This is a genomic window from Thalassospira sp. CH_XMU1458 (assembly GCF_037027205.1).
GTDB lineage: Bacteria > Pseudomonadota > Alphaproteobacteria > Rhodospirillales > Thalassospiraceae > Thalassospira > Thalassospira tepidiphila.
This window is the reverse complement of sequence record NZ_JAYMDW010000003.1, coordinates 598,055-623,950: the sequence shown is the minus strand read 5'-3', so window position 1 is coordinate 623,950 and position 25,896 is coordinate 598,055. Positions and strand designations below refer to the sequence as shown.

Sequence of the window (25,896 nt, the reverse complement as noted above, 5' to 3'; positions counted from 1 at the left end):
GACGTTGGGTCGACGTCGTGCCAAACCCTGAACCTGCGGGGCGGGTTGTTGCCGTCCCTGCTGTTCCTGTTGTTCCTGTTGTCCCGACTGCCGGGCGGGCCGTTGTACCGGTCGTGGTTGCGGCACCGGTTTGCATATGTTTGGGCTTCTGGAAGGCCAAGCCGCCGGGTGCAGCAGCACCGGCCGCACTTGCGGCCCCCGCCTGCGCCTTTTCAAGCGCCGTCAGATCAACTTCCGGTGCCCCCGGACGGTTAAGCTGATAAATGCCACGTTGCCGCGCAAGCGGTTTGAACTTGTCGGAAATGCCCAGAACCGTTTCTGCACCGCCAAGGAACAGGAAACCGTCATCTGGCATCAGGGCGGAAACACGCGAAAGAACGTCACTTTTGGTCGGCTGATCGAAATAGATCAGCACGTTACGGCAATAGACGACATCAAACTGCCCAAGCGGACGGAAATCTTCCAGAAGGTTGAATTCCTTGTACTGCACCTTGGACCGGATATCGGCCGAGATTTGCCACTGGTCTTCCTTCTTCTGGAAGTACTTGACCAGAAGACCGATCGGAAGGCCCCTTTGGACTTCGAACTGCGAATACAGGCCTGCGCGTGCCTTGGTCAGGATTTCGCGCGAGATGTCGGTCCCGACAATATCAATCCGCCAGCCAGCGAGCTGCGACTTGAATTCATCAAGGATCATCGCCAGCGAATAGGGTTCCTGCCCGGATGAGGCGGCAGCACACCAGATGCGCAGATGTTTTTTCGACGCACGTGTCTTGATCATGTGCGGAAGAACAACATGGCGGAACTGGTCAAACGGTTTGGTATCGCGGAAGAAGAAACTTTCATTGGTCGTCATCGCATCAACGACTTCTTCGACCAGATTGCGGTCGCCACCGCGCAGCGTACCGATCAGCTCCGTCAGGTCCTTGAGACCCCGTTTGCGTGCAATCGGCATCAACCGGCTTTCGAGCAGATAAGTCTTGTCCTGGCTCAGAACGAGCCCGGACTTTGACTTGATCAATCTGCTTACAAACTCGAAGTCATCCGGCTTCATCATTGTGGGTTAACGACCCCCCGCGAATTTTTTGATATAGGCCGCAATCCCACCCACCGGCAAAACCGCAGAACAGATACCGGCATGCGCCGCAGCGCCCGGCATCCCCCATACAACGCTACTCTGCTCGTCCTGTGCCACGACCATGCCCCCCGCATTGACCACGTCACGTCCACCAAGCATACCATCCTGCCCCATTCCGGTAAGTATTGCAGTCAGAATGTTTCCTCCGTAACTCGCGACCAGACTGCGCAACATCGGATCGACCGACGGACGACAGAAATTCTCGGGCGGGTTCTGATTTAACTTCAGATGCCGACTGGCACCACGCCCCTCTACAGTCATGTGGTAATCACCGGGGGCAAGATAAACCTGTCCACCAACAATTGGCATATTGTTTTGTGCTTCCTGACATTTAAGCCCGGTCAGACGGGTGATGTGTTCGGCCAGAATGGTGGTAAAGGTAGCGGGCATATGCTGAGTAATAAAGATCGGCTGGCGCACGCCATTCAGGCCGCGCAACACTTCAAACAAGGCCTGCGGCCCACCGGTCGAGCTGCCAATCGCGATGGCTTCGACATTGATGCGTTTTTCCGGAAGCAGCGTGACGCCACCACGCGCGGACTGGCGTTTTGCCGGGGCGGGTGCGCTTGCCGAACGAACCTGCTGGGCGCGTGCACTTTTTTGCGGCGCGGGTGCGGTTGGCCGTTTGGCCGGCGGTGCCGTTCTTGCGCTGGGTGCTGCTGTGGCGGGGCGTTCCGGCATTTTGGGCACGGTTTTGCCCTGCCCGCCTGCCGCAATGGCCGCATCGCGAATAAGTCTGCCCGGATCGCGTGACGGTGTCGTCGAGCGCGCCGCACCACCAGCCGGGTTGGCAGCCGGTTTTGCAGTCTCCGACGACGCCGGTGTGGCCGGTTGCGGCTTAGGTGCCGGTTGCTGCGGCATCGGCGTCTGGCGCATCTGCGTTGGCTGCGGGCGGTGTTGCTGCATCGGGCGGGGGCGCAATTCGGCGGTAAATCGTTTGCGCTGGATCCGGCCTTGTTTGTGAAGCTGTTGATGTTCGACCGACATTTCCGCCCGGAAAGCAGCCGCCTTGCCGCCAGAAGCTGCGTCATCGGGCTCAGATGCCTCGGCATCGGGCGCAGTTGATTTTTCTTCCGGTTCTGGTTCTGGTTCGGGTGCAGCTTGGGCGGCAGCCGCTTCTGCCGCGGCAGCTTCTTCGACCTCAAGCATCTTGCGACGCTGTTCAGCCCAGGCTTTCACCTTGTCGAGAAGTTCTTCGCGGAACCCCTCGCCGACATTCAGGTCTTTTGACGAGCTTGGCTTGGGGATGTAATCCACAGCCCCCAGCGTCATCGCCTGGAAACTGATATCGGCATTTCGTTTGGTGAGTGTGGACGCCATGATCACGCGGACTGTCGGATCAATTTCCAACAGTTTCGGCAAGGCCGTCAAACCATCCATCACCGGCATTTCGATATCAAGAACAACGGCTTCGATGCCGCCTTTTTCCATGACTGCCAGTGCTTCTTCGCCATTGCTGACCGAGCCGACGACTTCGATTTCGGCGTCTTCGGTCATCATACGTGTAACAAGTCCGCGCACGATGGCGGAATCATCCACGATCAGGACTTTGTATGGCGAATGGATGGGCGTTTCTTCCACGTGGTAGCGTCCCCGCTTGATGATGGAGATCGGATCTTGAAGGCTTACAGGTTCGTGAGCACCCCGGCCTAGATCAGGCCGACCTGCTCGAACTTGGCCTGGATGATCTCGCTATCGAACGGCTTCATGATGTATTCGTTCGCGCCAGCGGTGATGGCTTCCTGAATGTGTTCAAGGTCGTTTTCAGTTGTACAGAACACAACAACAGGATCATCGCCACCAGGCGTTGCACGCAGTTCACGCAGGAACTCGATCCCGCTTTTTACGGGCATGTTCCAATCAAGCAGAACCGCGTCGGGCATGGACTCAAGGCACTTATCAAGTGCCTCCTGACCGTCCACTGCCTCCACAACCGCAAACCCGATTTCCTCGAGAATGCGTCTTGCTACCATCCGGATGACTTTCGAATCATCGACGACGAGACAACTCTTCATCGACTTCCTTCTCGCTTACTTAGGTCGTTAAGCCACAATGGCAGGAACCGGGCACATTGCGTGCCCGGCATGGGAAATCAGGTTAACCAGCTTGCTTGATCGAAGACGTGAAATCAAGCAGACGGGTCACGTCGAGAATCACCAGCAGCTTCTTGTCGAGACGGAAAATACCGTCCGAAAATTCGCGCCAGCGCGGATCAAGCGTTGCCGGGTTCTGTTCGAACGCCTTTTTCGGAACGCTCAGAACCTCTCCAACCTGATCGACCATCAGGCTGTAAAGCTCGCCACCTTCATCGACAACGATGCTCATGCCCGGCTCATCGTCTTCGCGGTCACGCAGACCAAGACGTTTGCGGACATCAATCGCGGTCACGATACGACCACGAAGGTTCAACGATCCGGCCACTTCCGGCGGTGAAAGCGGGATACGGGTAATGCGTTGCGGCCCCAAGACATCCTGAACGGTCAGGACAGGGATACCGAAAAGCTGCTTGCCAATATTCGCGGTCACGAAATCCTGGCTGTCACCACCAAGTTCAAGGGCGCCGCCTTTTTCCTGGCTCGGGACGAGTGCGTTTTTATCGCTCATAGGACTGTTCTCCCGCTTACATGCTGCTCAGTGTCTGGATCAGGGTCGAGACAAGCGCATCGCGATCAAATTTGGCCACATAGTCGCTGAAACCGACCTGACGACCGCGTTCGAAGTCTTCCTCTTTGGTGTGCGAAGACAGGGCAATGATCGGAATTTCACCCCATTCTGCATCATCCTGAAGCGCTTCGGCAAATTCAAAGCCGTTCATGCCCGGCATTTCGATATCACTGATGATCGCGTCAAACAGAACACCACGGTTTTTAAGGTCCATGGCCTGTTCTGCATTTTCGACCGCAGTAACATTGAAACCGGCAACCGACAGCATCGGCGTCAGCAGGTTACGGAAGAACGGGCTGTCATCGATCAGAAGAACACGCTTCTTCTCGCCGCCGTTATCCTCGGTGCCGAACCAGTCGCTGAAGGCCAGTTCAAGATAGTAACCAGCATCAATAAGATCGGTCGCCTTGCCGTCAATCACGGCCGAACCAACCAGACCATCCTGATCCGCGGTCAGTTCAACATTCAGAACGTCATCAACAATATCGACGATCTCGTCGACAACCAGACCCATGGTGCGTTCACGATCCTGGAACACAAGGGTCGGCTGACGGCCTTCTGACTTCATCTGGTAGCTACCGTCGATAAAGACAAGAGGCATGAGCTTGCCGCGGTACTGGACCAGCGGACGGCCATTCGAATGTTCGATATTCTCGACATCGATTTCTTCAAGACGGGCAACAAGCGCCAGCGGAACCGCACGCACTTCGCTGCCACCGGCCCGGAAGACCAGCATGGATGTGGTTTCGCGATCCGATGCATCGGCCTTGGCCTTGCCTTCGACACCTTGCGAGCCACCAACGGTGATTTCGCCGGTGCGGGTTGCAATGCCGTTCGGATCAAGGATCATGATCACGCTACCGTCGCCAAGGATGGTATTACCCGAGAACAGCGACAGATCGCGCAGGATCGGGGCCACCGGTTTAACAACGATTTCCTCGGTGTCGAACACGCGGTCAACGATGATACCGAACGAATAGGTACCAACCTGTGCAACCACGATGAATGCTTCTTCATCAACCGCATCGTCGCTTTCCTGGGTGGTATCAAGACCAAGAATTTTCTTGAGCGTGACCAGCGGCAGCAGACGGTTACGCAGGCGCAGGACCGGCGTATCATGAATGCGTTCGATGGAATGTTCGGAATTGTTCGATGCACGAACAAGTTCCAGAACGCTGATCTGCGGAATGGCAAAGCGTTCGCCGCCACTCTCCACGATCAGGGCCGACACAATCGCCAGCGTCAGCGGGATCTTGATGATGAAGGTCGACCCACGGCCTTCGACCGATTTCAGTTCGACCGTACCACCGATCTTTTCGATGTTGGTACGCACAACGTCCATACCCACACCACGACCGGAAACCGAAGTCACTTTTTCCGCGGTCGAGAAGCCGGCTTTGAAGATGAACTGCTGGATCTGCTGTTCACCCATGCCTTCAAGCTCGCTTTCGGTCGCAAGACCGTTGGCAATCGCCTTCGCCTTAATCCGCTCAAGGTTCAGACCACGACCATCATCGGAAATCTCGATGATGATGTGACCACCTTCGTGATACGCGTTCAGCGTGACCGTACCGGTTTCAGGCTTGCCCGCATCGCGGCGGCCCGGAATATCTTCCAGACCATGGTCGGCAGAGTTACGCACCATGTGGGTCAGCGGGTCCTTGATCAGTTCAAGAACCTGGCGGTCCAGTTCGGTGTCGGCACCGATCATTTGCAGATCGATTTTCTTGTTCATCTCAAGGGCAAGGTCGCGAACGATACGCGGCAGTTTTGCCCATGCGTTGCCGATCGGCTGCATACGGGTCTTCATCACACCTTCCTGAAGGTCGGTCGTGATGTGCGACAGGCGCTGCAACGGCACGGTGAATTCACTGTCATCCTTGCCGCGAACCATCTGCAAAAGCTGGTTACGGGTCAGGACAAGTTCTGAAACCAGTGTCATCAGGTTTTCAAGCAGCTCGACATTCACACGAATGGTCTGGGCTGCAACCGAGCTTTCCTTGGCTTCTGCGCGCGGTGCCTCTGCCTTTGGCTTTTCGGCAGCCTTTTTGGCCGGCGCAACTTCCTGGGATTTTGCGGCTGCGGGCGGAGCAGCCGGTTTTGCCGGTGCTTCCGGCTCCGGCTCAGCGGCCGCAGCCGGTTCGTCAGGAACTTCGAAATCGGGATCGTATTCTGCGGCGTCAAAAGCAGCCTGCAGTTTTTCGTCATCCGTCATCGGAACTTCTTCTTCGGCTTCCTCTGCTGCCGGGGCTGCTGCAGCAGCCGGCGCACCACCCGGAATTTGACCGGTATCGGCAAAGTGGTTCAGACGACCGATAAGGTCAGCATCATTTCCGTCCGGCTCGGCTTCGTTCTGTTCGAGCTCCCCCAGCAGATACTTAATGGTGTCGATCGACTCAAGAACAAGCGTCACGGCATCAGGTGTCACCACCAGTTCGCCGTCACGGATTTTACCGAGTACGTTCTCGCCAGCGTGGGCAACAGCCTCAAGGCGCGGCAGGCCAAGGAAGCCGCAAGTGCCCTTAATGGTGTGAACCAAGCGGAAAATATTGGACAAGATGTCCGGATCATTCGGGTTCTGTTCCAGCTTCACCAGTTCGACGTCAAGCGTCGACAGGCTTTCAGAAGTCTCGGTCAGAAATTCACTTAAAAGATCGTCCATATACCCCCTCCAAATCTCCAACAATCAATAGCTTGTCGGAACTGGAACTCCCATTAAAGCGCCAAATGGCGCAAACGTACTATACTTTGGTATCTTAGGTAGAAGCTATTGCACGCCATTACCAGACCTGCCGGTCAAATTTTTATCCATAGATCAATGCAATATTTCCGTCCTGTTGCAAGACCGAAAGCACTCCACCCCCGAGTTTAGCCAGTTTCCGCAAGAAAAACGCCTGAACATTGCGCGGATCGAGTGCATCAGTAGAAACTTCTTTTTCCAATACATTCATGATTTCAGGGCGCAAGGCCGCGCGTTTGCCTTCGCCCAGAACCGTTACTTTACCGGAGTCGCGCATAACCGAAAGCGTTCCACCGAACGGCAAAGCTTCACGGGCAAGCATAACCATGTTCAATACGATTCGCCCGTGAGATGGATCAATCGGAAGATCCGGCCAATCAAGTGCGACCTTCCCTTCGGCCGCATAGGTCTGTTTTGCCGCTTCACGCATCGCGGCGGTATCGGCACTGCTGCCCGCACGCCCGAAGGCCAACCGGAACAGTTGCAAACGACGTGCGGCCTCAAGACCGCTTTTGCGCATGAGTGCCAGCGCCTCATCGTCGCTAACCCCGTCTTCCCCCATCAGTTCTGCCCCGGCATTGACCGCCCCGACCGGACCGACAAGATCATGACAGATCCGCGAACTGATCAGTTCGATCAAGGTCAGTTCAAGGGTGGCATCCTCTTCCATAGCGCGGGCTCTCCAAGGTCTTTGCGTATCGTCACAACATCATGCCCCAAGACACAATGCGCTTCCCGAATGGTCCGTTCTGAGCGAACAGGTCACTCGCAGAAGCCACAAGATTGCCGCCGATATATTAAGAGCTTATTTAGCACGCTCGAAAATCAGGCTTTTCCGACCCGGCAAATTTTGCCGCTTTGCGATATCGGACCCGATATCCGGCCCGCAACACGCAGCCGCAAATTGCGCGACCTCGGCAAACGACCTATATTGAAGCCAGCAACACAGGATACAGAGCACCCAATGGATTTCTTGCTGACGCCAGGCGCCATCGTGCGTCATCCCAATCAACCGGACTGGGGACTGGGCCGCATTCAGGCCGTTGACGGAGATCGAATCGCTGTCAATTTCGAAGAGGCCGGTCGCCAGATCATCCGCCAGCGCTATGTCGTTCTGGAAATTGTCGAAGCCGCGGCGGGCTACGAATAAGCGCCCTTCCTGCAACCGGTCCTTGAAGGCGACGCTTGGCACATGGATTGCTCGGATCGAATTGTTAATCAATTCACCATAAAGATGGACTCTATCATACACTCGATAGATGAACCTGACACGAGCACAACAGTCTTAAGAAGGTTTCGAAGCCCATGATCGCAGCCAATAAACCACCGCGTGACAGCTTTAAACAGCGCCACCACGTCGCGGCCTTTACCGTGCTGGAACAATTTGCCCAGGGTCTTGTGCATGTTGCCCGCGACCATGGCGGTTCCGTTACCGAAGAACAGATCCTGAAATCGCTCAATAGCCTGCGCGACAACGAAGATCTGTTCGACAATGCATGGGCGATCCTTGAAAGCGACCTCGAAGCGATCAAGACCCGCGAACATGCAGCCCTGCGCCACGATCCGTTCGGACGTCTGCTGGTCTCGCGCTTTGATCATCTGCTTGAAGGCAACGCAGCCGGCGATACCGAACACGGTGCCCTGTCACGCACCATCCTGCAGCCTTTCTTCAAGGTCATCCGCATGATGGTCGGCATGGACATGCTTCAGGAAATCGATCGTGAAATTCACGAAATCATCGAAGCCCACGCCAATGATGATGACGAATTGCGCAATCCTTCCGAATACTGGGATCATCTGGCGAAAACCCCGGAAGTCCGGTCGCGGATCAATCTGGTGTTTGCCCGCATGGCGCTGCATTTCAGCAACTATGAACACCGCAAGAAATGGCTGATCCAGCTCGTCAATGACAACATGGTCCACGGCGAAGAACGTTGGGAATTCACCGAAACCCATTGCATCCGACTGCTTGATGCGCTGTTTGCCGATGTGCGCAAAACGCTTGCCGTGCCGGAACATTCCGCCGAACTGGTCGCGCGGATGGGCCGCGAAAATGTCGCCACCCTGCGCGAAGTGGTCAAATGCATTGATGACGACGTCGCCAAATTATCAAAGTGATGGTCGACCTTTTGGGCACCCGTTACCTGACGGTTACCCCTCAACGAACGAATATATGAGCTGCGATCTGTTATCGGATCGCGGCTCATATCGTTTTCACCTGACGGAAAGGTGAACACCACAGATCGAAACAGACTGGTCAAAACCCCGTCTGCTGTGCCACAGTCGCCTCACAACGATTGCGAAAAGCCCGGAAACTCAACAACACCGTTGAAACGCCACCATGACCAAACCGCTGATCGACAAATATGGCAGACATGTCTCTTACCTGCGCGTTTCGGTAACCGATCGCTGCGATTTCCGCTGCACCTATTGCATGGCGGAAAACATGACATTCCTGCCAAAATCCGATGTTCTTTCGCTTGAAGAACTTGATCAGCTGTGCACGGCTTTCATTACGCGTGGCGTGCGTAAATTGCGCCTGACCGGCGGCGAACCGCTGGTCCGTCGTGGCATCATGGATCTGATCACCAATCTGTCACGCCATCTTAAAACCGGCGCGCTCGATGAACTGACCATGACCACCAATGGCAGCCAGTTGGCCACCTATGCCGATGATCTGGCGCGCCTGGGTGTGAAGCGCCTTAACATCTCGCTTGATAGTCTGGATTCCCAGAAATTCACCGAAATCACCCGCCGTGGCCGCCTTGAACAGGTGCTGGCCGGGCTTGAGGCCGCCAAACAGGCCGGCATTTCGATCAAGATCAACACGGTCGCATTGCGTAACTTCAACGAAGACGAAATGTCACGCCTTGTCGCCTGGTGCGGTAAGGAGGGCTTTGATCTTTGCCTGATCGAAACCATGCCGCTCGGCGACATTGATGGTGACCGGACCGACCAATACCTGCCGTTGACTGCTGTGCGCGAAAGGTTGGAGCAGGAATACACCCTGATCCCGTCCGAATATGTCACACCGGGCCCGGCCCGCTATACCACCGTGGCTGAAACCGGCGGGCGTCTTGGCTTCATCACGCCGCTGACCCATAATTTCTGCGAAGGTTGCAACCGCGTGCGCGTGACCTGCACCGGTACGCTTTACATGTGCCTGGGGCAGGAAGACCACGTTGATCTGCGTGCCGCCCTTCGCACCGGCGACCCGCGCGCCCTTGATCAAATGCTGGATGCCGCCATGGACCTCAAACCCAAGGGCCATGATTTTGTCATCGACCGCAAAGGCCAGAAACCGGCTGTCGGGCGCCATATGAGTATGACCGGGGGCTAAGCAGCCCCGGCAAGACTTCTCAGAATCATCAAATGATTCCCAACGCCTGTACTGATCAGATGTGACGCGCATTTGGTGCAATCGCTGCTGCCAAATCCCGGCACTGGCACGGGTGAGCTTTGGTCCTGTAATCCAGCACGCAGTTCACACTCATTCCCACCCGGCACCACCAACACCGACACAACCCGCCCGGCCCCGTTTGAGGTCAGTTCATCGACATGCCAATGGGGTTTCTTGGTCGCCTTGCAGTGGCGCTTGACGCGCGCGGCAATGCCGCCGGGGCCATTGGCGGAGCCGCAATAGAGGTAGGTGCCTTTGGCAAGGGTGATGCCTGTGAAGCGTTTATTTTGAAGCGTCAGGTCAGCTGTAAGTTCGATCACCAGAACGTAAGCTCCGGCAACTTTGGGAAGCTGCCGGAGGGTTTGGTCATTGATCTCTGGGAAGAACGTGCTCACGCGTCCGGGGACTCTCGCAGCAACAGATCAATAGAAAGTCCGGGGCCAGCCATGCCGTTGGTCAGGACCGGTTCGCAATGTTCGTTGATCCGTGCGCCAATGCGTTGGCGAAAGCCGCTAAAGCGTTTTGATTCCACGACATCGACCGGTTCGTCGAGATGCACTTCGACGCGAAACACGCCCGGTGTCGGGGTCGCCGTAACGCTTCGGATCAGGCCGGTGACGGCATGACCAAGGTAGGAGCCGGCAAAACGTTTGCCGATACCAAGATCAGACACACTGGTCGGGATATTGCGCCGTGCCATGGCAACGGCGGTGTTCCAGTCACGAAAACCGTGGCTTTGTGCCAGCAGTTCGAGCGAACCGGTATGCGAGATCGAGACATCACGCGCGGCCAAGGCTTTGCGCAGGCGTTTGGCCTGTGCCTTGAATTGCTCGGTCGCGTCCGTTTCAATGTCGGCACGGCTGATATTGAGCGTATTGGAAGTCATAAATCGTCTCCACGCAGGAGGCCGGGGGTCCGCATTGCCGGGCCGTATCCTGATCGGGAAACGGGTCCGAAAATTTCGTTCCACGCACTTTACCAAAGGCATATACCTTGCGGACGGCAGGGGTGCGCACCCCGTAAAAAGCGTGTTAGCCCAATCTCGGCCCAAAAACAAGGTTTTCGCATTGCCTGATATTGCGTGGTTATCGCCTGACATCGGCGAATGGCGCGCCTTTCTCAAAAATTGACAGCCCCCGTGACAACAACATATACCAGTGAAAACACGTCATATCGGCGGTCCCGAATATGCGCCGATCAACCATAAGGAATATGCGCCATGGCCATGGAAGCCTATGAAATCGAAAGCATGATCAAGGAAGCCCTTCCCGATGCACAGGTCCGCATCGAGGATTTGCGCGGCGATGGCGATCATTATGCAGCGATTGTCGTCTCCGAGCAGTTCCGCGGCAAAACCCGCGTGGTTCAGCACCAGATGGTCTATTCCGCCCTTAAGGGCAAAATGGGCGGCGATCTGCATGCGCTGGCCCTGCAGACTTCTGCACCGGAATAAGGTCATCCAAGATAAAGCTTTGGCAGAGCACCTCGCCACCACGAACCGCTTCGCCAGACCAAACTCAGGGGCCGTTTGCCTTCGGCCCCTGTTGCCTTTCCGATCGAACTGAGCTGGTCCGAAGACTTAAGCGGCCGGTCACAGCCCCATTCACTGACCACGGCTTGAAATTATGTCTTCTAAAGAAAAACCGGCACTGATCGGCCCCGGCCCCCTCGCCGGGCTTGGCGCCTTCATCTTCTGGGGGTTTTTCGGCCTGTATTTCAAACAGGTCGCCTTTGCCACCCCGCTTGAAATCCTGTCGCACCGCATTGTGTGGTCAGCACTTCTCACACTTCTGCTGGTGTTTGTTCTGGGTCGGCGCAAGAAGCTGCTTGAGCTGATTTCATCAGCACGCACCGTCGGACTTTTGTTTCTTTCAAGCCTTCTGGTCGCGGGGAACTGGTTGCTTTACATCTGGGCGGTCAATAATGCGCACGCCCTGGAAGCAAGCCTTGGCTATTACATCATGCCGCTGATCATGCTGATCCTTGGCCGCATTTTCTTTGCCGAAAAACTCAACCGCATTCAGATCATTTCCGTTTTGATCTGTGCGGCCGGGGTTCTGAACCTTCTGGTTTTTTATGGCAATATGCCCTGGGTTGCCGTCGGGCTTTCGACCTTGTTTGGCTTTTACGGTGTGATTCGCAAATTCGTCCCGGCCGACCCGATCGCCGGACTTTTTGTTGAATGTATTCTTCTGACCCCGTTTGCCTTGGGGTATCTTGGCTGGCTGACCTATCAGGGTGATATGACGTTTGGGCATATCGGACGGGTCGAAGATGCGCTTTTGATCGGGCTTGGGGTTTGCACGACAGCCCCGCTGGTGTTGTTTGCCTTTGCCGCGCGCAACATGAAATTCTCGGCCCTTGGATTGATGCAATATCTCAATCCGACCATCCAGTTCTTTGTCGCGGTTCTGATTTTCGGCGAGATCTTTACCGAGGCCCACATGATCACCTATGCGCTGGTGTGGTTCGGCTTGGGAATTTTTACCTGGGATAACCTGCGTACCGCGCGGCAAAATCGCGCCAAGAGTTGACAGAACCGCAGGTTCCAGCCATATCTTCGCCCATAAAAGTTTAACCTGAATTCGCGGCCCGAACAGGGCCCCCAAGCCAAGGACAATCATCATGACCGACAATCCGGTATTCGAACGCATCCAGAAAGACGTCAATGACAATGACGTCGTCCTGTTCATGAAGGGTACCGCAATGTTCCCGCAGTGCGGCTTCTCTGCCGCTGTTGTTCAGGTCCTGGCCGAGCTTGGCGTTCAGTTCAAGGATATCAACGTTCTGGTCGACCCGGCAATCCGTCAGGGCATCAAGGACTTCTCCAACTGGCCGACCATTCCGCAGCTTTACGTCAAGGGCGAGTTCCTTGGTGGTTGCGACATCGTGCGTGAAATGGCCGCCAGCGGCGAGCTGTCCCAGCACCTTAAAGACAAGGGCGTTGCCGTTGCCGCCTAAGGCAACAAGACAACAAGGCATAAAACCTGACCCCATTCAAAACGCGCTGCGCAGGTTTCCTGCCAGCGCGTTTTTTGTGCCCGGACCATCGCCGAACTCGCCAAATGCGATCATATCCCGCCTGCGACAAAACTATTTCTTGATGGTTTGTCCGCTATTCCCCATCTTTAGGGCATGCTGAAATTTGCGCCACAGGGGAAGTCACAGGCATGAAACCGGCAATCAAAACAATGGCATGTTTTGCGATCTGGCTGTTTGCAATCTGGTTTGCCTTGCCCATCCCGCCCACAGCAGCACAGATGGCGGCCGTTACCGCCCTAAGTGGCTCAGAGGGCGGCTCAGAAGACGGAACAGAACCCGCCACAGAACTTCCCGAAGACGGCGTGATTGCCGAAACCTTCAGCTATTATGGCTTCCTTGAAGAAGGTGTCACCCGCACCCAGGCCCGCATTGCCGAAACCATCTCCGGCCTTGATGCCTTTCCCGCAGAACTCGATGCCACACGGGCCTTGCTGTCGACCGATTTTGGCCAGACCGGCCTGATGCGCATTTTGCTGTTTACCGTCATTTTCGTTGGTGTCGGTATCGCAGCCGAGGTGATTTATCGCCGTCTCTCGGCACCGGCATGCGCCTATCTTGAATCGCAAAGCCCCCGGAAGTTTTCGGAACGCCTCAAACACATGGTTGGGCTTTGTGTGCTTTCGCTGTTTTCGCTGCTTGTCTTTGCCATAGGATCGCTTGGCGCGTTTATGATGTTTGACTGGCCGCCCATCATGAAATCGGCCGTGATGTCGCTTCTGATGGCGTTCTTTGCCCTGCGTGTCCTGATCATCGTGTTGCAATTCCTGTTTGCACCCAAGGCCGAGGGCCTTCGCATGATCAATGTCGACCCGAAGGCCGCCACCGTGCTGACCAAACGCCTGACCTGGGCGGCGGGGATATCATTGTTTGCCTTTGCCTTGGCCAATGTGTTTGGTGCCGCACCGACCATGGTTGCGGGCGATATCATCCTGTTTGATGCAGCCGTGGTGATTTCAGTCGTCGCCTTTTGCGCGGTCACACTTTCAATTGGCCGGTTCTTTGCCAGCCATGCGGCAAGTGCCGAGGTCGAGAAAATGGCCCTGCCAACATCGATTGCCCGTCTGTGGCCGATGATTGTCTGTGGCTGGTTCATTCTGGTGGGTGGGGTTGCAATCATTGGGGCCGAACGCATCCTTAAGGCACTGCTTGCCATCGGGCTTGCCTGCTTGTTCGACGCTGTGTTTCGCAACATCATAGAAAGCCAGCATCGCAAGAAACTGCAAGTCGCCGAACAGGAAGCCGCCGAACACAATGCCCGGGCAGAGGCGGCCGCCCATGAACATGACGAAGTGTTTGAACCGGTAAAGCCCAAGGCCCCTGTTTTTACCAAGGTGCTTAAACGCGGCGTGCGGCTTCTGGCTCTGGTGTTTGTGCTGGCAAGTATCTGGCGCATCTGGGGCTTTGACCGGTTGGCTCAGGCCGATGATGCCGGGATCATTGCCCGGATCATTGATAGCTCGACCGAAATCATCATGATCCTTTTGATCGCCGATCTGATCTGGTCGCTGATCAAGACGTTCCTTGATGAACGCATGAGCGCATCAGCAACGGGCAATGCCGGCGATGAAGGCGGGGGCACCGGGCTTTCGCGGGTCGAAACCCTTTTGCCGCTTTTGAAAAACTTTGCGCTGACCGTGATTGTCATCATGGTCGCGATGGTGACCCTGTCATCATTGGGCGTTGATATCGGACCGCTGATTGCCGGTGCCGGTGTTGTCGGCCTTGCCCTTGGCTTTGGCAGTCAGGCACTGGTGCGCGACGTAGTCGCCGGTGTGTTCTTCCTGCTTGATGATGCATTTCGGCTTGGCGAATATATCGAAGTCGACAATCTGCGCGGCCGGGTCGAAAATATCTCCATCCGGTCCATGCAATTGCGCCATCACCGGGGCCCGCTTCAGACCGTCCCGTTTGGCGAGATCAAATCCATCGTCAACCACAGCCGCGATTGGGTGATCGTCAAACTCGAATTCCGTGTGCCGTTTGAAACTGACGTCAACAAGATCAAGAAACTGGTCAAGAAACTGGCGGCAGAACTTCTGGAAGATCCGCTGATTGGCGACAGCTTCATCGAACCGCTGAAATCCCAGGGCGTACGCCGGATGGAAGAATTCAACATGGTGATCGGGCTGAAATACACATCAAAACCCGGCGAACAATTCACCATCCGCAAAACCGTCTATCAACGGGTTCTCGCCATGTTCAAGGAAAACGGCATCCAGATGGCCTCGCGCAACGTCAAGGTCGATGTGCCGCCCGATGCAACACCTGAACAAAAACAGGAAGCAGTTGCCGCCGCCGCCCAACAGGCGTCCGAGCAACTGAACAAACCGCCCACCTGAGGACGTTTTGCAAAACGCAGACAAACAAAAACGCCCGCTGTTTCCAGCGGGCGTCTTCGTATCGGTTCGTCGCGAAATCCGTAAGGATTAACGCGAGTAGAATTCGATGACCAGGTTCGGCTGCATCTGAACCGGGTACGGAATTTCTGCGAATTTCGGAACGCGAACGAAGGTACCTTTGAAGGCCTTCGCGTCAACGTCGAGATATTCCGGAACGTCACGTTCGTTCAGGTTGGCAGCTTCCATAACCATCGGGATTTCGCGCGAAGCAGGTTTCACTTCGACAACGTCACCTTCCTGTACCAGGTAGGACGGAATGGTTACTTTCTTGCCGTTAACAAGAATGTGGCCGTGGTTCACGAACTGACGTGCAGCAAACACGGTCGGAACGAATTTCATGCGGTAGATAACCGCATCAAGGCGCTGCTCAAGAATACCAACGAGGGTTTCGGAGGTATCACCCGGACGACGGGATGCTTCTTTGTAGTAGCGCAGGAACTGTTTTTCAGAGATCGAGCCGTAGTAGCCTTTGAGCTGCTGTTTCGCAAACAGCTGGGTACCATAGTCGGTCGGCTTCTTACGGCGGGTTGCGCCGTGCATGCCCGGTGCATATTCGCGCTTGTTCAGCGGCGATTTTGCACGGCCCCAAAGGTTCACACCAAGGCGGCGGTCAATCTTATGCTTTGCAGCAATACGTTTCGACATTTTGTAACTCTCTTTTTTTAAAGATCACTTATTGTCCCGATAGTTTCCAACCGTCTGAAACCGGACATGCGGCCCAGACACGCAGAACGGGGACGAAACCACATGTTTCGACCCACTTTCTCGGAAGTGAGGCGCAATATAGAGATGATTGATCAAGAGTCAAACATTAATCGCGCCCGCCATCCCGCATGGAAGCCCTGCATTTCTGCCGAGTTCCGCTTGAATAGCACCCCACCTGCACCGCACTTGGCAATCGGGTGGAAAATCAGTCCTTTGGCTTGTGCTTGCCGCCGCGCATGGCAACAATCATCCCGCGCAGCGTCTGGACTTCCTGATGGGTCAGATTGGCGCGGTTAAAGATGTTGCGAATATTGCGCGCCATGCCGGGGCGCTTTTCCGCCACCCGAAAGAAACCCGACTCATCAAGTTCGCTTTCAAGATGAAGGAACAGGCGTTCCATATCATCCTTGGTCGCCGGGAAGGTATCGGCCATCATCAATTGATAATCGGGCACATCAACGCCCGCCTGCCACCATTCATAGCCGATCAAAAGAACCGCCTGGGCCAGGTTAAGCGACGTAAAACCGGGATTAAGCGGCACAGTCACCACCGCATCACCCATCGCAATATGTTCGTTGCGAACGCCGGTGCGTTCCGGGCCAAACATCACGCCGACCTTTTCTCCACGCCCGATCACAGCGCGCATTTCCGGTGCCAGCCCCTTGGGGGTAAAGACCGGCTTGATGGCATCACGGGTGCGCGCGGTGGTGACGTAAACACGGTTCAGATCGGCCAGCGCATCTTCTTCGTGCTCAAACACCTTGGTGTTGTCGATGACGATATCGGCACCCGATGCATTGGCGGTTGCCCGTTCATTCGGCCAGCCATCTCGCGGCCGCACCAAACGCAAATCCACCAGACCACAATTGAGCATCGCGCGCGCGGCCTTGCCGATATTATCGCCAAGCTGCGGCTCAATCAGAATGATTACGGGCGGATTGGCAATCCCGCCTGTTTCAGGCTTGGCACTGCCGATGGGCTCGCTCATCGCGGTATTCTCCGGTCGTCAAAGGAAGGCATAGAAGCTATTTTTCGGGCGTCCCCGTCCATATTGGCGCTTACTTAGCAAAAGCCAACCGTTCGCGCCAGTCTCCAGATTTAAGCCTCCGGATTGAAACGAAAACAGCCGGACCTTGATATGGCCCGGCTGCATGTATTTGACGGATATCCGATCACAGCATCACGCGTGCTGACTGCGCACGCCCGACTTGAACAGTTTATAGGTGATGGAATCGCGAAGCGCGTTATAGGACGCCTCGATAATGTTGGTTGAAACGCCCACCGTTGCCCAATTATTGCCTTCGGCATCCCGGCTTTCGATCATGACGCGGGTCACCGCACGCGTACCATCGCCGCGGGTTATGATGCGGACCTTATAGTCGATCAGTTCGATCTGTTCGACCGCATCGCGGTATTCCGGCACGGTCAAAAGGACCTTACGAAGGGCCGCATCAAGGGCGTTGACCGGGCCGTTGCCCTCGGCGACTGACATGAACTGATCATCGCCGACCACGACCTTGACGGTGGCTTCCGACATGGTGATGACTTGCTCGTCCTGTTCATCAACCCAGCGGCGTTCATCAATCACACGGAACGACGTCACCCGGAAATACCGATCAAGCTCGCCCATGGCCTTGCGCGCCAGCAATTCAAAGCTGGCCTCGGCCCCGTCATAGGCATAACCGTCAAACTCACGGCGCTTGACGGTTTCAACCAGTTTGCCAACCGCCTCGGATTTGGGATCAACTTCAACGCCAATCTCGCGGAAACGCGCCAGAATGTTGGACCTGCCCGCCTGATCGGAAACAAGGATATGGCGCTGGTTGCCAACCAGATGCGGTTCAATATGTTCGTAACAGGTCGGGTTCTTTTCAACCGCTGAGACATGCAAGCCGCCCTTGTGGGCAAAGGCACTGTCGCCGACATAGGCCGCCTGACGCAGCGGTTCACGGTTAAGCCTCTCATCAAGGATGTGCGAAATGCGACGCAAATGGGTCAGCTGGTCATGGGAAATGCCAACGTCATACCCCATTTTCAGCATCAGCGTCGGAATGATCGAAATCAGGTTGGCATTACCACACCGCTCACCCAAGCCATTCAGCGTGCCTTGTACTTGCCGCGCACCGGCACGTACGGCGGCCAAAGAGTTCGCAACCGCATTTTCCGTATCATTGTGGCAATGAATACCCACATGGCTGCCGGGGATCTGGCTGCAGACATCGGTGACAATGTCAAAAATCTCGTCGGGCAGCGTGCCGCCATTGGTGTCACACAAAACGACCCAGCGCGCCCCGGCCTCATAGGCCGACTTGATCGCGGCAAGCGCATAGTCCCGGTTGGCCTTGTAACCATCAAAGAAATGTTCGGCATCGAACATGACTTCGGAAACCTTGGTCTTCAGATGGGCAATTGAATCCGAAATCATCGCCAGATTTTCATCAAGCTCGATCCCGAGTGCCTCGGTCACCTGAAAATCCCAGCTTTTGCCGACCATGCAAACGATCGGCGCATTCTGTGCCAAGCTGGTCAGCCCCGGATCGTTTGACGCCGAACGGCCGGCACGGCGGGTCATGCCAAAGGCGGTCAGCTTGGAATTCTTGAGTTTGGGCGGGTTGGCAAAGAATGCATCATCGGTCGGGTTCGCCCCCGGCCAGCCGCCTTCAATATAGTCAATCGACAGTTCGTCCAGCGCCTTGGCAATCGCGGTCTTGTCCGCGGCCGAAAAATCCACGCCCTGGGTCTGCTGCCCATCGCGCAAGGTACTGTCATAGAGATAGACGCGCTTGTCTGACATTTTCATTCCAACTGATCGATCGTCTCGGGTGCCGCGGCCGTTTTTTGGCCGCCGCTATTCTGTTCGCAAGGCTCATGATTTCATGTCTTTTGCGGGTCTGGCAAATTGCCGCAAAACAGACAGCAGCGCAACAGCATTACTCAAATTGCCATCCCGACGACAATTTCTGCTCTATTTCAACAAATTACCCATCTTTAGGATAGCTGACCTGTCCCCTTGAATGGTTGCAACCACCACTATGCGATGATTACCTTTATCCTAGGTTGTAGTACGCTTGATCAAATCCCTGCACATGTAGAACAAAGCTAATGATCGCGCGACGTCCAAGGACAATAAAAATGGCAAATGACGCCCCCACCAGCGTTGATATCATGATGCTTGCCGGCCTGACGTGGGAACGTACCGGTCGCAATTGCTGGACTGCATCAGACCGTTTTGCCCGCTACATCATATTCCGTGACATTGATGAACGTTGGTATGGCGACTGGGAACGGGACGGGGAACTGACCCGTGCGGACTGGTCTTGCCCAATCCTTGAAACATTTGCCGAATACATGGTTGATAACGCCCGGCGGCAATCATCCTGATGATCAGACGGGTAACCACGCCCGCAAAATCAGATACAACTAATAAATCGACCCTCAAATAGGCGTCCAACCCGGCTTTTCCTTGCGTTTGACGCCATGTCGATTATGTGTTGGGGTAGCACAACGTTACATAATCCAAGGCAAGCCTAATCCAATGACCAAAGCCATTCCCATGCAGATCGACATTGTTTCGGACGTTGTCTGTCCGTGGTGCATCATCGGTTACAAGAACCTTGAAGATGCCATCAGCCGTCTGGACGGTGAAATTGACGTCACCCTGCGCTGGCACCCGTTCGAATTGAACCGCGATATGCCGCCCGAGGGCCAGGACCTTTCGGAACATATCAGCGAAAAATACGGCCTGACCGCCGATCAAAGTGCCGATAACCGCGCCCGCATCACCATGATGGGCGAAAATGTCGGCTTCCCGATCCATTTCGGGTCAGATGCGCGCATCTATAACACCTTTGACGCCCACCGCCTTTTGTACTGGGCGGGCAAGGAAGGCGAATACGGCCAGCAGACCGCGCTGAAACTCAATCTGTTTGCCGCCTACTTCCAGGGCGGTGACAACACCGCCGACCATGGTGTTTTGAAACGCGCGGTCGAGGAAGTTGGTCTTTCACCGGAACGCGCCGCCGAAATCCTTGCCAGCGACGAATTCGCCAAGGAAGTCCGCGCCGAGGAAGACGAATTTGGCGATGCCGGCATCAGTTCGGTACCGACCTATGTGGTCAATGGCAAATTCGCCATTTCCGGCGGCCACCCGCCAGAAGTGTTCGAACAGGCCCTTTCGGAAATCGCGCGTCAGGGTGATGAAATCCTTGCCGAAGCGCAAAACGACGCCTGATTAGACGCCAGTGCAGACAGATGAACAAAGCCCGGTCCATTGGATCGGGCTTTTTCGTGGCCCTCGACAGAACTCAAATACCGATCTAGGCTGATCTTGCCACCACACAAGGAAACGCCCCATGATCAGCCTTGCCGAATTTGGGCAATATCTGCCCGGAATATTGCTGTCTTATGCAGCCCTGCTTGTCGGCCTGATTAGCCCCGGTCCTGCCCTTTTGGGCTTGATGGGCGTGTCGCTTGATCAGGGCCGCCGTGCCGGGCAACATTTTGCCCTTGGCATTGGAACCGGATCGTTTTCGATCGGTCTTCTGACCCTGACGGGGCTGTCCGCCGTCCTTGCGACTTATGCCGATGCGATGACGGCCATCCGGATTTTTGGCGGGCTTTATTTACTTTGGATGTCCTATCGGGCGTTTCGCACCGCATTTCGCAAACCACCCACCACATCAGATATCGCCGACGCCGTTGATGCCCGAAAGATATCCGGACGCGGGTATTACTTTCGCGGATTGGGACTTCACCTGACCAATCCGAAGGCCATCCTGACCTGGATTGCCATCATTTCAATCGGGTTTCACGAAGGCGCCCCGCTTTGGGTCGGGGCTGCGATTGTGATTGGCTGTGGTCTGATTTCAACCAGCATTCATTTGCTGTATGCCACCGCCTTTTCCACCGCCCCGGCGATTTCGATTTATCGCCGGGGCGCCGGATGGATCAACGGGTTGCTTGGTGTGTTCTTTGCCGCCGTTGGGCTGCGGTTGTTGTTCAACCGCTAAGCTGTCAGGGAAAGGCTATGCCTTGGGCTTCTTGTCTTCAGAAGCCCCGGCCTTTTCTGCTTCGGCCTCTTCAGCAGCAGCTTCCTCGGCAGCAGCTTCTTCTGCGGCGGCCTCGGCCTGCTCAGCTGCCCAAACCCCGGCGGTTTCAACCGCCATGGGGGATGCCGTCGGCAGAACGCTGACATAGCTTTCGGTTTCTTCAACCGGCAGGGCTTCACGGCGCGTCATGCGATAAAGCGCATAAAGCGCAATCACCGCAAACGTCCCGGCAAGCACCAGCCAGAACGACTGCGGACCAAGATGTTCCATCGACCAACCGGCAATCAACGGACCAAGAATTGCGCCCACCCCGAAGGTCAGGACCAGACCACCTGATGCCGCCGGCATTTCTTCGAGTGACAGGAAATCATTGGTGTAGGCCAGAAACAGCGCATAAAGCGGCGTTGTCATGCCGCCTGCGACAAAGGCTGCACACATCATAAAGACCAGCTGGTTACCCGAAAGCCAGCCAAGCATGCAGGCTGACATGGCAACTGCCGCCGCACCAAAAATCAGCTTGCGGCGATCCATGCGGTCCGACAACCAGCCAATCGGATATTGAAACACCAACGCACCGGCAAACAGCATCGCCACAAAGGTCGCGATCTGCACGGTCGTCATTTCAATCTGGGTGCCATAAACCGCCGCCATACCGGTCTGCGTGGCATACACACAGCCCAGCAGGAAGATTCCCACGGTGCTGAGCGGCGATCCGGCAAACAGTTCCTTAAGCCCCATCGGACGCGCCGCCTCGGTCACTGGCACGGACGAGGCCGACAGCAGGATCGGCGCAAAGGAAATCGAGACCAGAATGGACGCAACAATAAACAGGGCCGAGTTCGCGGCATCGCCAAGCGTCAAAAGCCCCTGCGCGCCGATAATGCCAAGGGTCTGCGCAATCATATAAGCTGACAGAACCTTGCCCCGGGTTTCGTTGGTCGAGGCATCGTTAAGCCAGCTTTCCGCCGTCACATAAATCCCCGACATGCAAAAGCCCAAGATTACGCGCAACGCCGTCCATGCCCATGGCTCTGCAATCAGCGGAAAGGCAATCAACCCAGCCGAGGTAAAGCTTCCGAGTGCGGCAAAGACGCGCACATGGCCAACCCGCTTGATCATGCGCGGTGTGATGCGTGCGCCAGACAGGAAACCGGCAAAGTAACCCGATGTGACAATCGCCAGTTCAGCAGAGGAAAAACCCTCAATCCCGCCACGCAAACCGATCAGGGTGAAATGCATGCCATTGCCCAGCATGATCAGGACAACTCCAATAAGAAGTGCCCAGACACTGGTTAAAACCTGGATCATGAATCGCCCTTTCGCACTTTGGGGATTACCGGACTGTCTGTGAGCTCAGCGCGCCTTGGTCTGATGTCGTGTTGGTTCAGACAAATGACAAGTCTCAGCGAAAAGTACGAAACCACTGATCACATTCAGTTTCCAGACTTTTTTCGGTATGAAGGGGATTTTTTGGGCTAAGCAGCCGGGTCTCTGATCTCTGCCTCGGTCAGGCGTTTGGTGGTGACCCCGTTTTTAAGATCAAGCCAGCCGCAAAAAACAGTCACCCAGACGGCGGCTAGCATCAAATACGCGACATACTGATCCATCACCCAAAGCGTACCTGCCGATATCACGCACCACGCCAGGGGAACCGGCAACAAAACCCACCGCCAGGTCCCGCGCGACAGCAGCACAAAACCCAACGTGCCAAGCGCTGTTGGATCGGCGGCACTGCCGAAAATTTCGGCCTGCACCAAGTCGCGCCCTTCAATCAGGCCAATAAACGGATAGACAATCAGCGCAAAGGCAACCAGAGACGCCCCGACATAGCAGGACAGATCCCCACGCCAGCCAAAACGAAGCGGCAACGGACGCGCGGCAAAGATGGCAAACAAAACCACCTGCAGGGCAAAGGCCGGCAGCAGATAGGGTACTGCCCAATTGATCGGCTGATAATATTGCCAAAGGAAGCCATAGCCCGACCAGGCCCAGACCAGTGCCAACAACACCAGAATAACCCGGTTGCCGCGAAAACCGTGACGCAGGGCAAGACCCGATGCAATCACCCCGGCAATCAGCGCACTGGCAACCACCAGCCACCAGGTGGTGTTCATGGTTTCAAACAGCCGGTAATAGACACGCGGCGAAAACAGCAACAAATCCGCCAGTCCGTAATCCCACCATTCAGTCATGCTGTCTGCCCCCCGATTGCCTTGATCACACCAGAACGCCAATGACGGCGGCGATCTGTTCGCGCATTTTATCATCGGGCAATGGCCCGGTTGCGGCCGCCATGTTTTCCGCCGCATGGGCCGGTTTGGTTGTGGCCGGGATCGGGCACGTCACCGCCGGATGGGCGATCAGATATTTCAAAATCAGATGCGCCCAACTTTTGACTTCAAGTTCGGCGGCAAATTCCGGCAAGGGTTGACCTTCCAGACGCTCCGTCAGGCTGCCGCCGCGAAACGGCCGGTTCACAATCACCGCTATGCCGCGATCATATGCCAATGGCAAAAGATAATCCTCAACCTTGCGGTCAATCGGGTTATAGGTCACCTGCACGAAATCAAGCCGTTCGTTCTTCATCACCGCAATCAGGTCTTCGGTACGTCGCCCGTGCGAAGTCGTCACACCGACATGGCGCAACTGCCCTTCATCCTTCATCCGGAACAGAAGCGGCAGGTTTTCATTGATGCCCAAAAGATTATGGACCTGCAAAAGGTCAAACTGCTCGATCTTCCAGCGATCTGATGTTTCTGCGATCTGTTCGGCACCATCGCCTGCGGTCCAGACCTTGTCGGTCGAAAACACACGATCCCGCGCACCAAGCTTATCAAGCCCGTAGCCAATCACATCCTGGGCAGACCCATACATCGGCGAACTGTCAATCATGCGCCCACCGGCATCGAAAAACGCCGACATGACATCCGCGCACTGATTGCGCAGCTCAATGTCTTGGCCGACATTAAATGTGATCCAGCTTCCGAGCCCGACAGCGGGGATTTCTTCACCGGTTGAGGGGATTTGCTTTTGCAATACTTCCAATGCGCGCGCATCGGAGCTTCCCTGCGCCCACGCAGGCATACCCGACGCCAACAGGCCAAGCGCGCCTAATGAGGCAGAAGCCTTCAGAAACCCTCGGCGGTCAAATTCAGACATGGCTTAGAGCACCTTTTCGTTGCTTCGGACCAATCGTCAAACATGATCCATCAAGATTTGGGCAGAATTCTGCCCGAACGCAACTTTTGGTAAACTGGCAAGAGACCTATATCACCCGAAACGAAAAAAGGGCTGCAAACCTGATGTTTGCAGCCCTTTGGTCAAAAACTGTCAATCTGCGTTAAACGCGCTTCCAGCTTGTACCTTCCTTGAAGTCTTCAAGGATGATGCCGCGCGCCAGAAGGTCATCACGGATTTTGTCCGCCGTTGCGAAATCCTTGTTCTTCTTGGCATCCGCACGCTGGGCGATCAGCCCGTCGATCTCGGCCGCCTCATCTTCATCAGCTGATCCGGTGAACCAGGCTTCGGGATCCGCTTCAAGAATGCCCAAAAGCTTGGCCGCGGCGAGGATTTCACCCTTGGCCTCAGCACGTTCGAACTTCTTTTCCGCCTTGTTGAACTTGGTCACAAGGTTATGGAATTCCGAAATCGCAAGCGGCGTATTGAGGTCATCACACAGCGCATCAAGTACCGCACGTGGCACCGGCATGGTTTCCGGCGTGACATCGGCACTCTGACGAAGCGCGGTATAGAAACGATCAAGCGCCTCTTTGGCCTGACGCAGGTTTTCTTCGGTCCAGTTGATCGGCTGATGATAATGGGTCCCCATCATCGCCAGACGGATCGCTTCACCCGGCCATTTTTCAAGCAGCTCATGCACGGTGACGAAGTTGCCCAATGACTTGGACATCTTTTCGCCTTCGACCATCAGATGGCCGTTATGCATCCAGTATTTGGCGTAGCTGGAACCCTTGTTGGCGCAGCAGCTTTGCGCCAGTTCGTTTTCGTGGTGCGGGAACACCAGATCCGAGCCACCGCCATGGATATCAAAGTTTTCACCGAGATAACGCGTCGACATGGCAGAGCATTCGATATGCCAGCCCGGACGACCACGGCCCCACGGGCTATCCCATCCCGGAATATCGTCACTCGACGGTTTCCACAGAACGAAATCCGCCGGGTCTTTTTTGTACGGCGCCACTTCAACACGGGCACCAGCAATCATTTCCTTGCGGTCACGGCGCGACAGCTTGCCATAGTCATCAAACTTCTCGACCGAGAACAACACATGGCCTTCGGCGGCATAGGCAAAGCCCTGTTCGATCAGGCTTTCGCACATGGCGATCATTTCAGCGATATGTTCGGTCGCACGCGGTTCGATATCGGGCTTGGCGGCATTCAGCGCGCCCATGTCATCCAGATAGGCCTGATGGGTGCGTTTGGTGATTTCGGAAATCGGTTCACCGCTTTCCTTGGCACGCGCGTTGATCTTGTCATCAACGTCCGTGACATTCCGCACATAGGTTACCTTGGGATAGATATGGCGCAGCACGCGCACCAGCGTATCAAACACCACCACCGGGCGGGCATTACCGACATGGGCATAGTCATAGACCGTCGGGCCGCAGACATAAAGCCGCACGTGATCGGGATCAATCGGCGCGAACACTTGCTTTTCGCGGGTGAGCGTATCAAAGATGCGAAGTGTTTTGGTCATTTCAAACGTCCGTTTGGCTGTGTTATCGGGTCAAATGCGTACA

24 protein-coding genes and 1 pseudogene are annotated in these 25,896 nt (G+C 55.6%); 10 read left to right on the top strand and 15 right to left on the bottom strand.

Annotated elements, in window-relative coordinates; all coding sequences use genetic code 11:
• Window positions 1–241 precede the first annotated feature (241 nt).
• The 6 genes and pseudogenes from WBY09_RS16885 to WBY09_RS16860 form a co-directional block, all read right to left on the bottom strand.
• A pseudogene (locus WBY09_RS16885) lies at window positions 242–1,054 on the bottom strand (CheR family methyltransferase); the annotation flags it as partial.
• 9 nt (window positions 1,055–1,063) lie between these two features.
• The gene (locus WBY09_RS16880) at window positions 1,064–2,719 is read right to left on the bottom strand and encodes a chemotaxis protein CheB (RefSeq protein ID WP_336233362.1); all 1,656 of its coding nucleotides are present in this window, start codon (window positions 2,717–2,719) and stop codon (window positions 1,064–1,066) included.
• A gap of 68 nt (window positions 2,720–2,787) precedes the next feature.
• The gene (locus WBY09_RS16875; protein WP_008891618.1) at window positions 2,788–3,153 is read right to left on the bottom strand and encodes a response regulator; all 366 of its coding nucleotides are present in this window, start codon (window positions 3,151–3,153) and stop codon (window positions 2,788–2,790) included.
• Between the two features lie 82 nt (window positions 3,154–3,235).
• Entirely contained in the window at window positions 3,236–3,742 is a 507-nt protein-coding gene (locus WBY09_RS16870) for a chemotaxis protein CheW (RefSeq protein ID WP_008891617.1), read from the bottom strand.
• 16 nt (window positions 3,743–3,758) lie between these two features.
• Window positions 3,759–6,464 carry a hybrid sensor histidine kinase/response regulator gene (locus WBY09_RS16865; protein ID WP_197146851.1) on the bottom strand — a complete coding sequence of 902 codons (2,706 nt, stop codon included), beginning with the start codon at window positions 6,462–6,464 and terminating at the stop codon, window positions 3,759–3,761.
• 142 nt (window positions 6,465–6,606) lie between these two features.
• The gene (locus WBY09_RS16860; protein WP_063087440.1) at window positions 6,607–7,212 is read right to left on the bottom strand and encodes a histidine phosphotransferase family protein; all 606 of its coding nucleotides are present in this window, start codon (window positions 7,210–7,212) and stop codon (window positions 6,607–6,609) included.
• Window positions 7,213–7,506: 294 nt separating this feature from the next.
• On the opposite strand from WBY09_RS16860, the gene WBY09_RS16855 reads away from it, so the two are divergent.
• From WBY09_RS16855 to moaA, 3 genes are all read left to right on the top strand, one after another.
• On the top strand, window positions 7,507–7,692 hold the full coding sequence (locus WBY09_RS16855) for a DUF3553 domain-containing protein (RefSeq protein ID WP_008891614.1): 186 nt from the start codon (window positions 7,507–7,509) through the stop codon (window positions 7,690–7,692).
• Between the two features lie 155 nt (window positions 7,693–7,847).
• Entirely contained in the window at window positions 7,848–8,660 is an 813-nt protein-coding gene (locus WBY09_RS16850; protein WP_197146850.1) for a hypothetical protein, read from the top strand.
• Between the two features lie 223 nt (window positions 8,661–8,883).
• Window positions 8,884–9,882: a GTP 3',8-cyclase MoaA gene (moaA, locus tag WBY09_RS16845; RefSeq protein ID WP_197146849.1), complete on the top strand. Its 999-nt coding sequence runs from the start codon at window positions 8,884–8,886 to the stop codon at window positions 9,880–9,882.
• On the opposite strand, the gene WBY09_RS16840 is transcribed toward moaA, so the two are convergent.
• Complete coding sequence (locus WBY09_RS16840; RefSeq protein ID WP_197146848.1) at window positions 9,879–10,262, bottom strand: GIY-YIG nuclease family protein; 384 nt, start codon at window positions 10,260–10,262, stop codon at window positions 9,879–9,881. The genes moaA and WBY09_RS16840 overlap by 4 nt on opposite strands.
• 71 nt (window positions 10,263–10,333) lie before the next feature.
• Window positions 10,334–10,828, bottom strand: a complete 495-nt coding sequence (locus WBY09_RS16835; protein WP_063087434.1) for a glyoxalase superfamily protein — start codon at window positions 10,826–10,828, stop codon at window positions 10,334–10,336.
• Between the two features lie 333 nt (window positions 10,829–11,161).
• Here WBY09_RS16835 and WBY09_RS16830 point away from each other — a divergent pair, with 333 nt between their 5' ends.
• The 4 genes from WBY09_RS16830 (at window position 11,162) to WBY09_RS16815 (ending at window position 15,323) form a co-directional block, all read left to right on the top strand.
• Window positions 11,162–11,395 (top strand): BolA family protein, encoded by a 234-nt coding sequence (locus WBY09_RS16830; RefSeq protein ID WP_008891609.1) that lies wholly within the window; start codon window positions 11,162–11,164, stop codon window positions 11,393–11,395.
• 172 nt (window positions 11,396–11,567) lie between these two features.
• The gene (gene rarD / locus WBY09_RS16825) at window positions 11,568–12,476 is read left to right on the top strand and encodes an EamA family transporter RarD (protein ID WP_197146847.1); all 909 of its coding nucleotides are present in this window, start codon (window positions 11,568–11,570) and stop codon (window positions 12,474–12,476) included.
• 91 nt (window positions 12,477–12,567) lie between these two features.
• Window positions 12,568–12,903 carry a Grx4 family monothiol glutaredoxin gene (gene grxD / locus WBY09_RS16820; protein WP_044827586.1) on the top strand — a complete coding sequence of 112 codons (336 nt, stop codon included), beginning with the start codon at window positions 12,568–12,570 and terminating at the stop codon, window positions 12,901–12,903.
• A 209-nt stretch (window positions 12,904–13,112) separates the two neighbouring features.
• Window positions 13,113–15,323, top strand: a complete 2,211-nt coding sequence (locus tag WBY09_RS16815) for a mechanosensitive ion channel family protein (RefSeq protein WP_336233357.1) — start codon at window positions 13,113–13,115, stop codon at window positions 15,321–15,323.
• Between the two features lie 87 nt (window positions 15,324–15,410).
• Here the strand turns inward: WBY09_RS16815 and rpsD are convergent, their stop codons facing one another.
• The 3 genes from rpsD to cimA form a co-directional block, all read right to left on the bottom strand.
• On the bottom strand, window positions 15,411–16,028 hold the full coding sequence (gene rpsD, locus WBY09_RS16810) for a 30S ribosomal protein S4 (RefSeq protein ID WP_063087428.1): 618 nt from the start codon (window positions 16,026–16,028) through the stop codon (window positions 15,411–15,413).
• Between the two features lie 265 nt (window positions 16,029–16,293).
• Window positions 16,294–17,076, bottom strand: a complete 783-nt coding sequence (locus tag WBY09_RS16805) for an RNA methyltransferase (protein ID WP_336233356.1) — start codon at window positions 17,074–17,076, stop codon at window positions 16,294–16,296.
• Between the two features lie 192 nt (window positions 17,077–17,268).
• The gene (gene cimA, locus WBY09_RS16800) at window positions 17,269–18,882 is read right to left on the bottom strand and encodes a citramalate synthase (RefSeq protein ID WP_064788905.1); all 1,614 of its coding nucleotides are present in this window, start codon (window positions 18,880–18,882) and stop codon (window positions 17,269–17,271) included.
• Window positions 18,883–19,220: 338 nt separating this feature from the next.
• Between cimA and WBY09_RS16795 the strand changes: the two genes are divergently transcribed.
• The 3 genes from WBY09_RS16795 (at window position 19,221) to WBY09_RS16785 (ending at window position 21,097) form a co-directional block, all read left to right on the top strand.
• Window positions 19,221–19,469 carry a hypothetical protein gene (locus tag WBY09_RS16795; protein WP_008891599.1) on the top strand — a complete coding sequence of 83 codons (249 nt, stop codon included), beginning with the start codon at window positions 19,221–19,223 and terminating at the stop codon, window positions 19,467–19,469.
• Window positions 19,470–19,623: 154 nt separating this feature from the next.
• On the top strand, window positions 19,624–20,319 hold the full coding sequence (locus WBY09_RS16790) for a DsbA family oxidoreductase (protein WP_064782103.1): 696 nt from the start codon (window positions 19,624–19,626) through the stop codon (window positions 20,317–20,319).
• Between the two features lie 121 nt (window positions 20,320–20,440).
• Window positions 20,441–21,097 (top strand): LysE family translocator, encoded by a 657-nt coding sequence (locus WBY09_RS16785; protein ID WP_336233354.1) that lies wholly within the window; start codon window positions 20,441–20,443, stop codon window positions 21,095–21,097.
• A gap of 15 nt (window positions 21,098–21,112) precedes the next feature.
• Here WBY09_RS16785 and WBY09_RS16780 read toward each other — a convergent pair whose 3' ends face one another.
• The 4 genes from WBY09_RS16780 to cysS form a co-directional block, all read right to left on the bottom strand.
• Entirely contained in the window at window positions 21,113–22,444 is a 1,332-nt protein-coding gene (locus tag WBY09_RS16780; RefSeq protein ID WP_336233352.1) for an MFS transporter, read from the bottom strand.
• Between the two features lie 167 nt (window positions 22,445–22,611).
• On the bottom strand, window positions 22,612–23,328 hold the full coding sequence (locus tag WBY09_RS16775; RefSeq protein ID WP_286791548.1) for a hypothetical protein: 717 nt from the start codon (window positions 23,326–23,328) through the stop codon (window positions 22,612–22,614).
• A gap of 25 nt (window positions 23,329–23,353) precedes the next feature.
• Window positions 23,354–24,295: an aldo/keto reductase gene (locus WBY09_RS16770; protein ID WP_336233351.1), complete on the bottom strand. Its 942-nt coding sequence runs from the start codon at window positions 24,293–24,295 to the stop codon at window positions 23,354–23,356.
• A 181-nt stretch (window positions 24,296–24,476) separates the two neighbouring features.
• On the bottom strand, window positions 24,477–25,853 hold the full coding sequence (gene cysS / locus WBY09_RS16765; RefSeq protein WP_336233350.1) for a cysteine--tRNA ligase: 1,377 nt from the start codon (window positions 25,851–25,853) through the stop codon (window positions 24,477–24,479).
• Window positions 25,854–25,896 lie beyond the last annotated feature (43 nt).

What these genes read in the sequence shown, in the direction of transcription:
- WBY09_RS16860 (WP_063087440.1), bottom strand. Translation starts at nt 7,212, where the DNA reads ATGGAAGAGGATGCCACCCTTGAACTGACCTTGATCGAACTGATCAGT.
- cysS (WP_336233350.1), bottom strand. Translation starts at nt 25,853, where the DNA reads ATGACCAAAACACTTCGCATCTTTGATACGCTCACCCGCGAAAAGCAA.
- WBY09_RS16870 (WP_008891617.1), bottom strand. Translation starts at nt 3,742, where the DNA reads ATGAGCGATAAAAACGCACTCGTCCCGAGCCAGGAAAAAGGCGGCGCC.
- WBY09_RS16805 (WP_336233356.1), bottom strand. Translation starts at nt 17,076, where the DNA reads ATGAGCGAGCCCATCGGCAGTGCCAAGCCTGAAACAGGCGGGATTGCC.
- WBY09_RS16855 (WP_008891614.1), top strand. Translation starts at nt 7,507, where the DNA reads ATGGATTTCTTGCTGACGCCAGGCGCCATCGTGCGTCATCCCAATCAA.
- WBY09_RS16850 (WP_197146850.1), top strand. Translation starts at nt 7,848, where the DNA reads ATGATCGCAGCCAATAAACCACCGCGTGACAGCTTTAAACAGCGCCAC.
- WBY09_RS16835 (WP_063087434.1), bottom strand. Translation starts at nt 10,828, where the DNA reads ATGACTTCCAATACGCTCAATATCAGCCGTGCCGACATTGAAACGGAC.
- WBY09_RS16830 (WP_008891609.1), top strand. Translation starts at nt 11,162, where the DNA reads ATGGCCATGGAAGCCTATGAAATCGAAAGCATGATCAAGGAAGCCCTT.
- grxD (WP_044827586.1), top strand. Translation starts at nt 12,568, where the DNA reads ATGACCGACAATCCGGTATTCGAACGCATCCAGAAAGACGTCAATGAC.
- WBY09_RS16775 (WP_286791548.1), bottom strand. Translation starts at nt 23,328, where the DNA reads ATGACTGAATGGTGGGATTACGGACTGGCGGATTTGTTGCTGTTTTCG.
- moaA (WP_197146849.1), top strand. Translation starts at nt 8,884, where the DNA reads ATGACCAAACCGCTGATCGACAAATATGGCAGACATGTCTCTTACCTG.
- WBY09_RS16865 (WP_197146851.1), bottom strand. Translation starts at nt 6,464, where the DNA reads ATGGACGATCTTTTAAGTGAATTTCTGACCGAGACTTCTGAAAGCCTG.
- WBY09_RS16795 (WP_008891599.1), top strand. Translation starts at nt 19,221, where the DNA reads ATGGCAAATGACGCCCCCACCAGCGTTGATATCATGATGCTTGCCGGC.
- rpsD (WP_063087428.1), bottom strand. Translation starts at nt 16,028, where the DNA reads ATGTCGAAACGTATTGCTGCAAAGCATAAGATTGACCGCCGCCTTGGT.
- WBY09_RS16875 (WP_008891618.1), bottom strand. Translation starts at nt 3,153, where the DNA reads ATGAAGAGTTGTCTCGTCGTCGATGATTCGAAAGTCATCCGGATGGTA.
- WBY09_RS16780 (WP_336233352.1), bottom strand. Translation starts at nt 22,444, where the DNA reads ATGATCCAGGTTTTAACCAGTGTCTGGGCACTTCTTATTGGAGTTGTC.
- WBY09_RS16770 (WP_336233351.1), bottom strand. Translation starts at nt 24,295, where the DNA reads ATGTCTGAATTTGACCGCCGAGGGTTTCTGAAGGCTTCTGCCTCATTA.
- WBY09_RS16785 (WP_336233354.1), top strand. Translation starts at nt 20,441, where the DNA reads ATGATCAGCCTTGCCGAATTTGGGCAATATCTGCCCGGAATATTGCTG.
- cimA (WP_064788905.1), bottom strand. Translation starts at nt 18,882, where the DNA reads ATGTCAGACAAGCGCGTCTATCTCTATGACAGTACCTTGCGCGATGGG.
- rarD (WP_197146847.1), top strand. Translation starts at nt 11,568, where the DNA reads ATGTCTTCTAAAGAAAAACCGGCACTGATCGGCCCCGGCCCCCTCGCC.
- WBY09_RS16790 (WP_064782103.1), top strand. Translation starts at nt 19,624, where the DNA reads ATGACCAAAGCCATTCCCATGCAGATCGACATTGTTTCGGACGTTGTC.
- WBY09_RS16815 (WP_336233357.1), top strand. Translation starts at nt 13,113, where the DNA reads ATGAAACCGGCAATCAAAACAATGGCATGTTTTGCGATCTGGCTGTTT.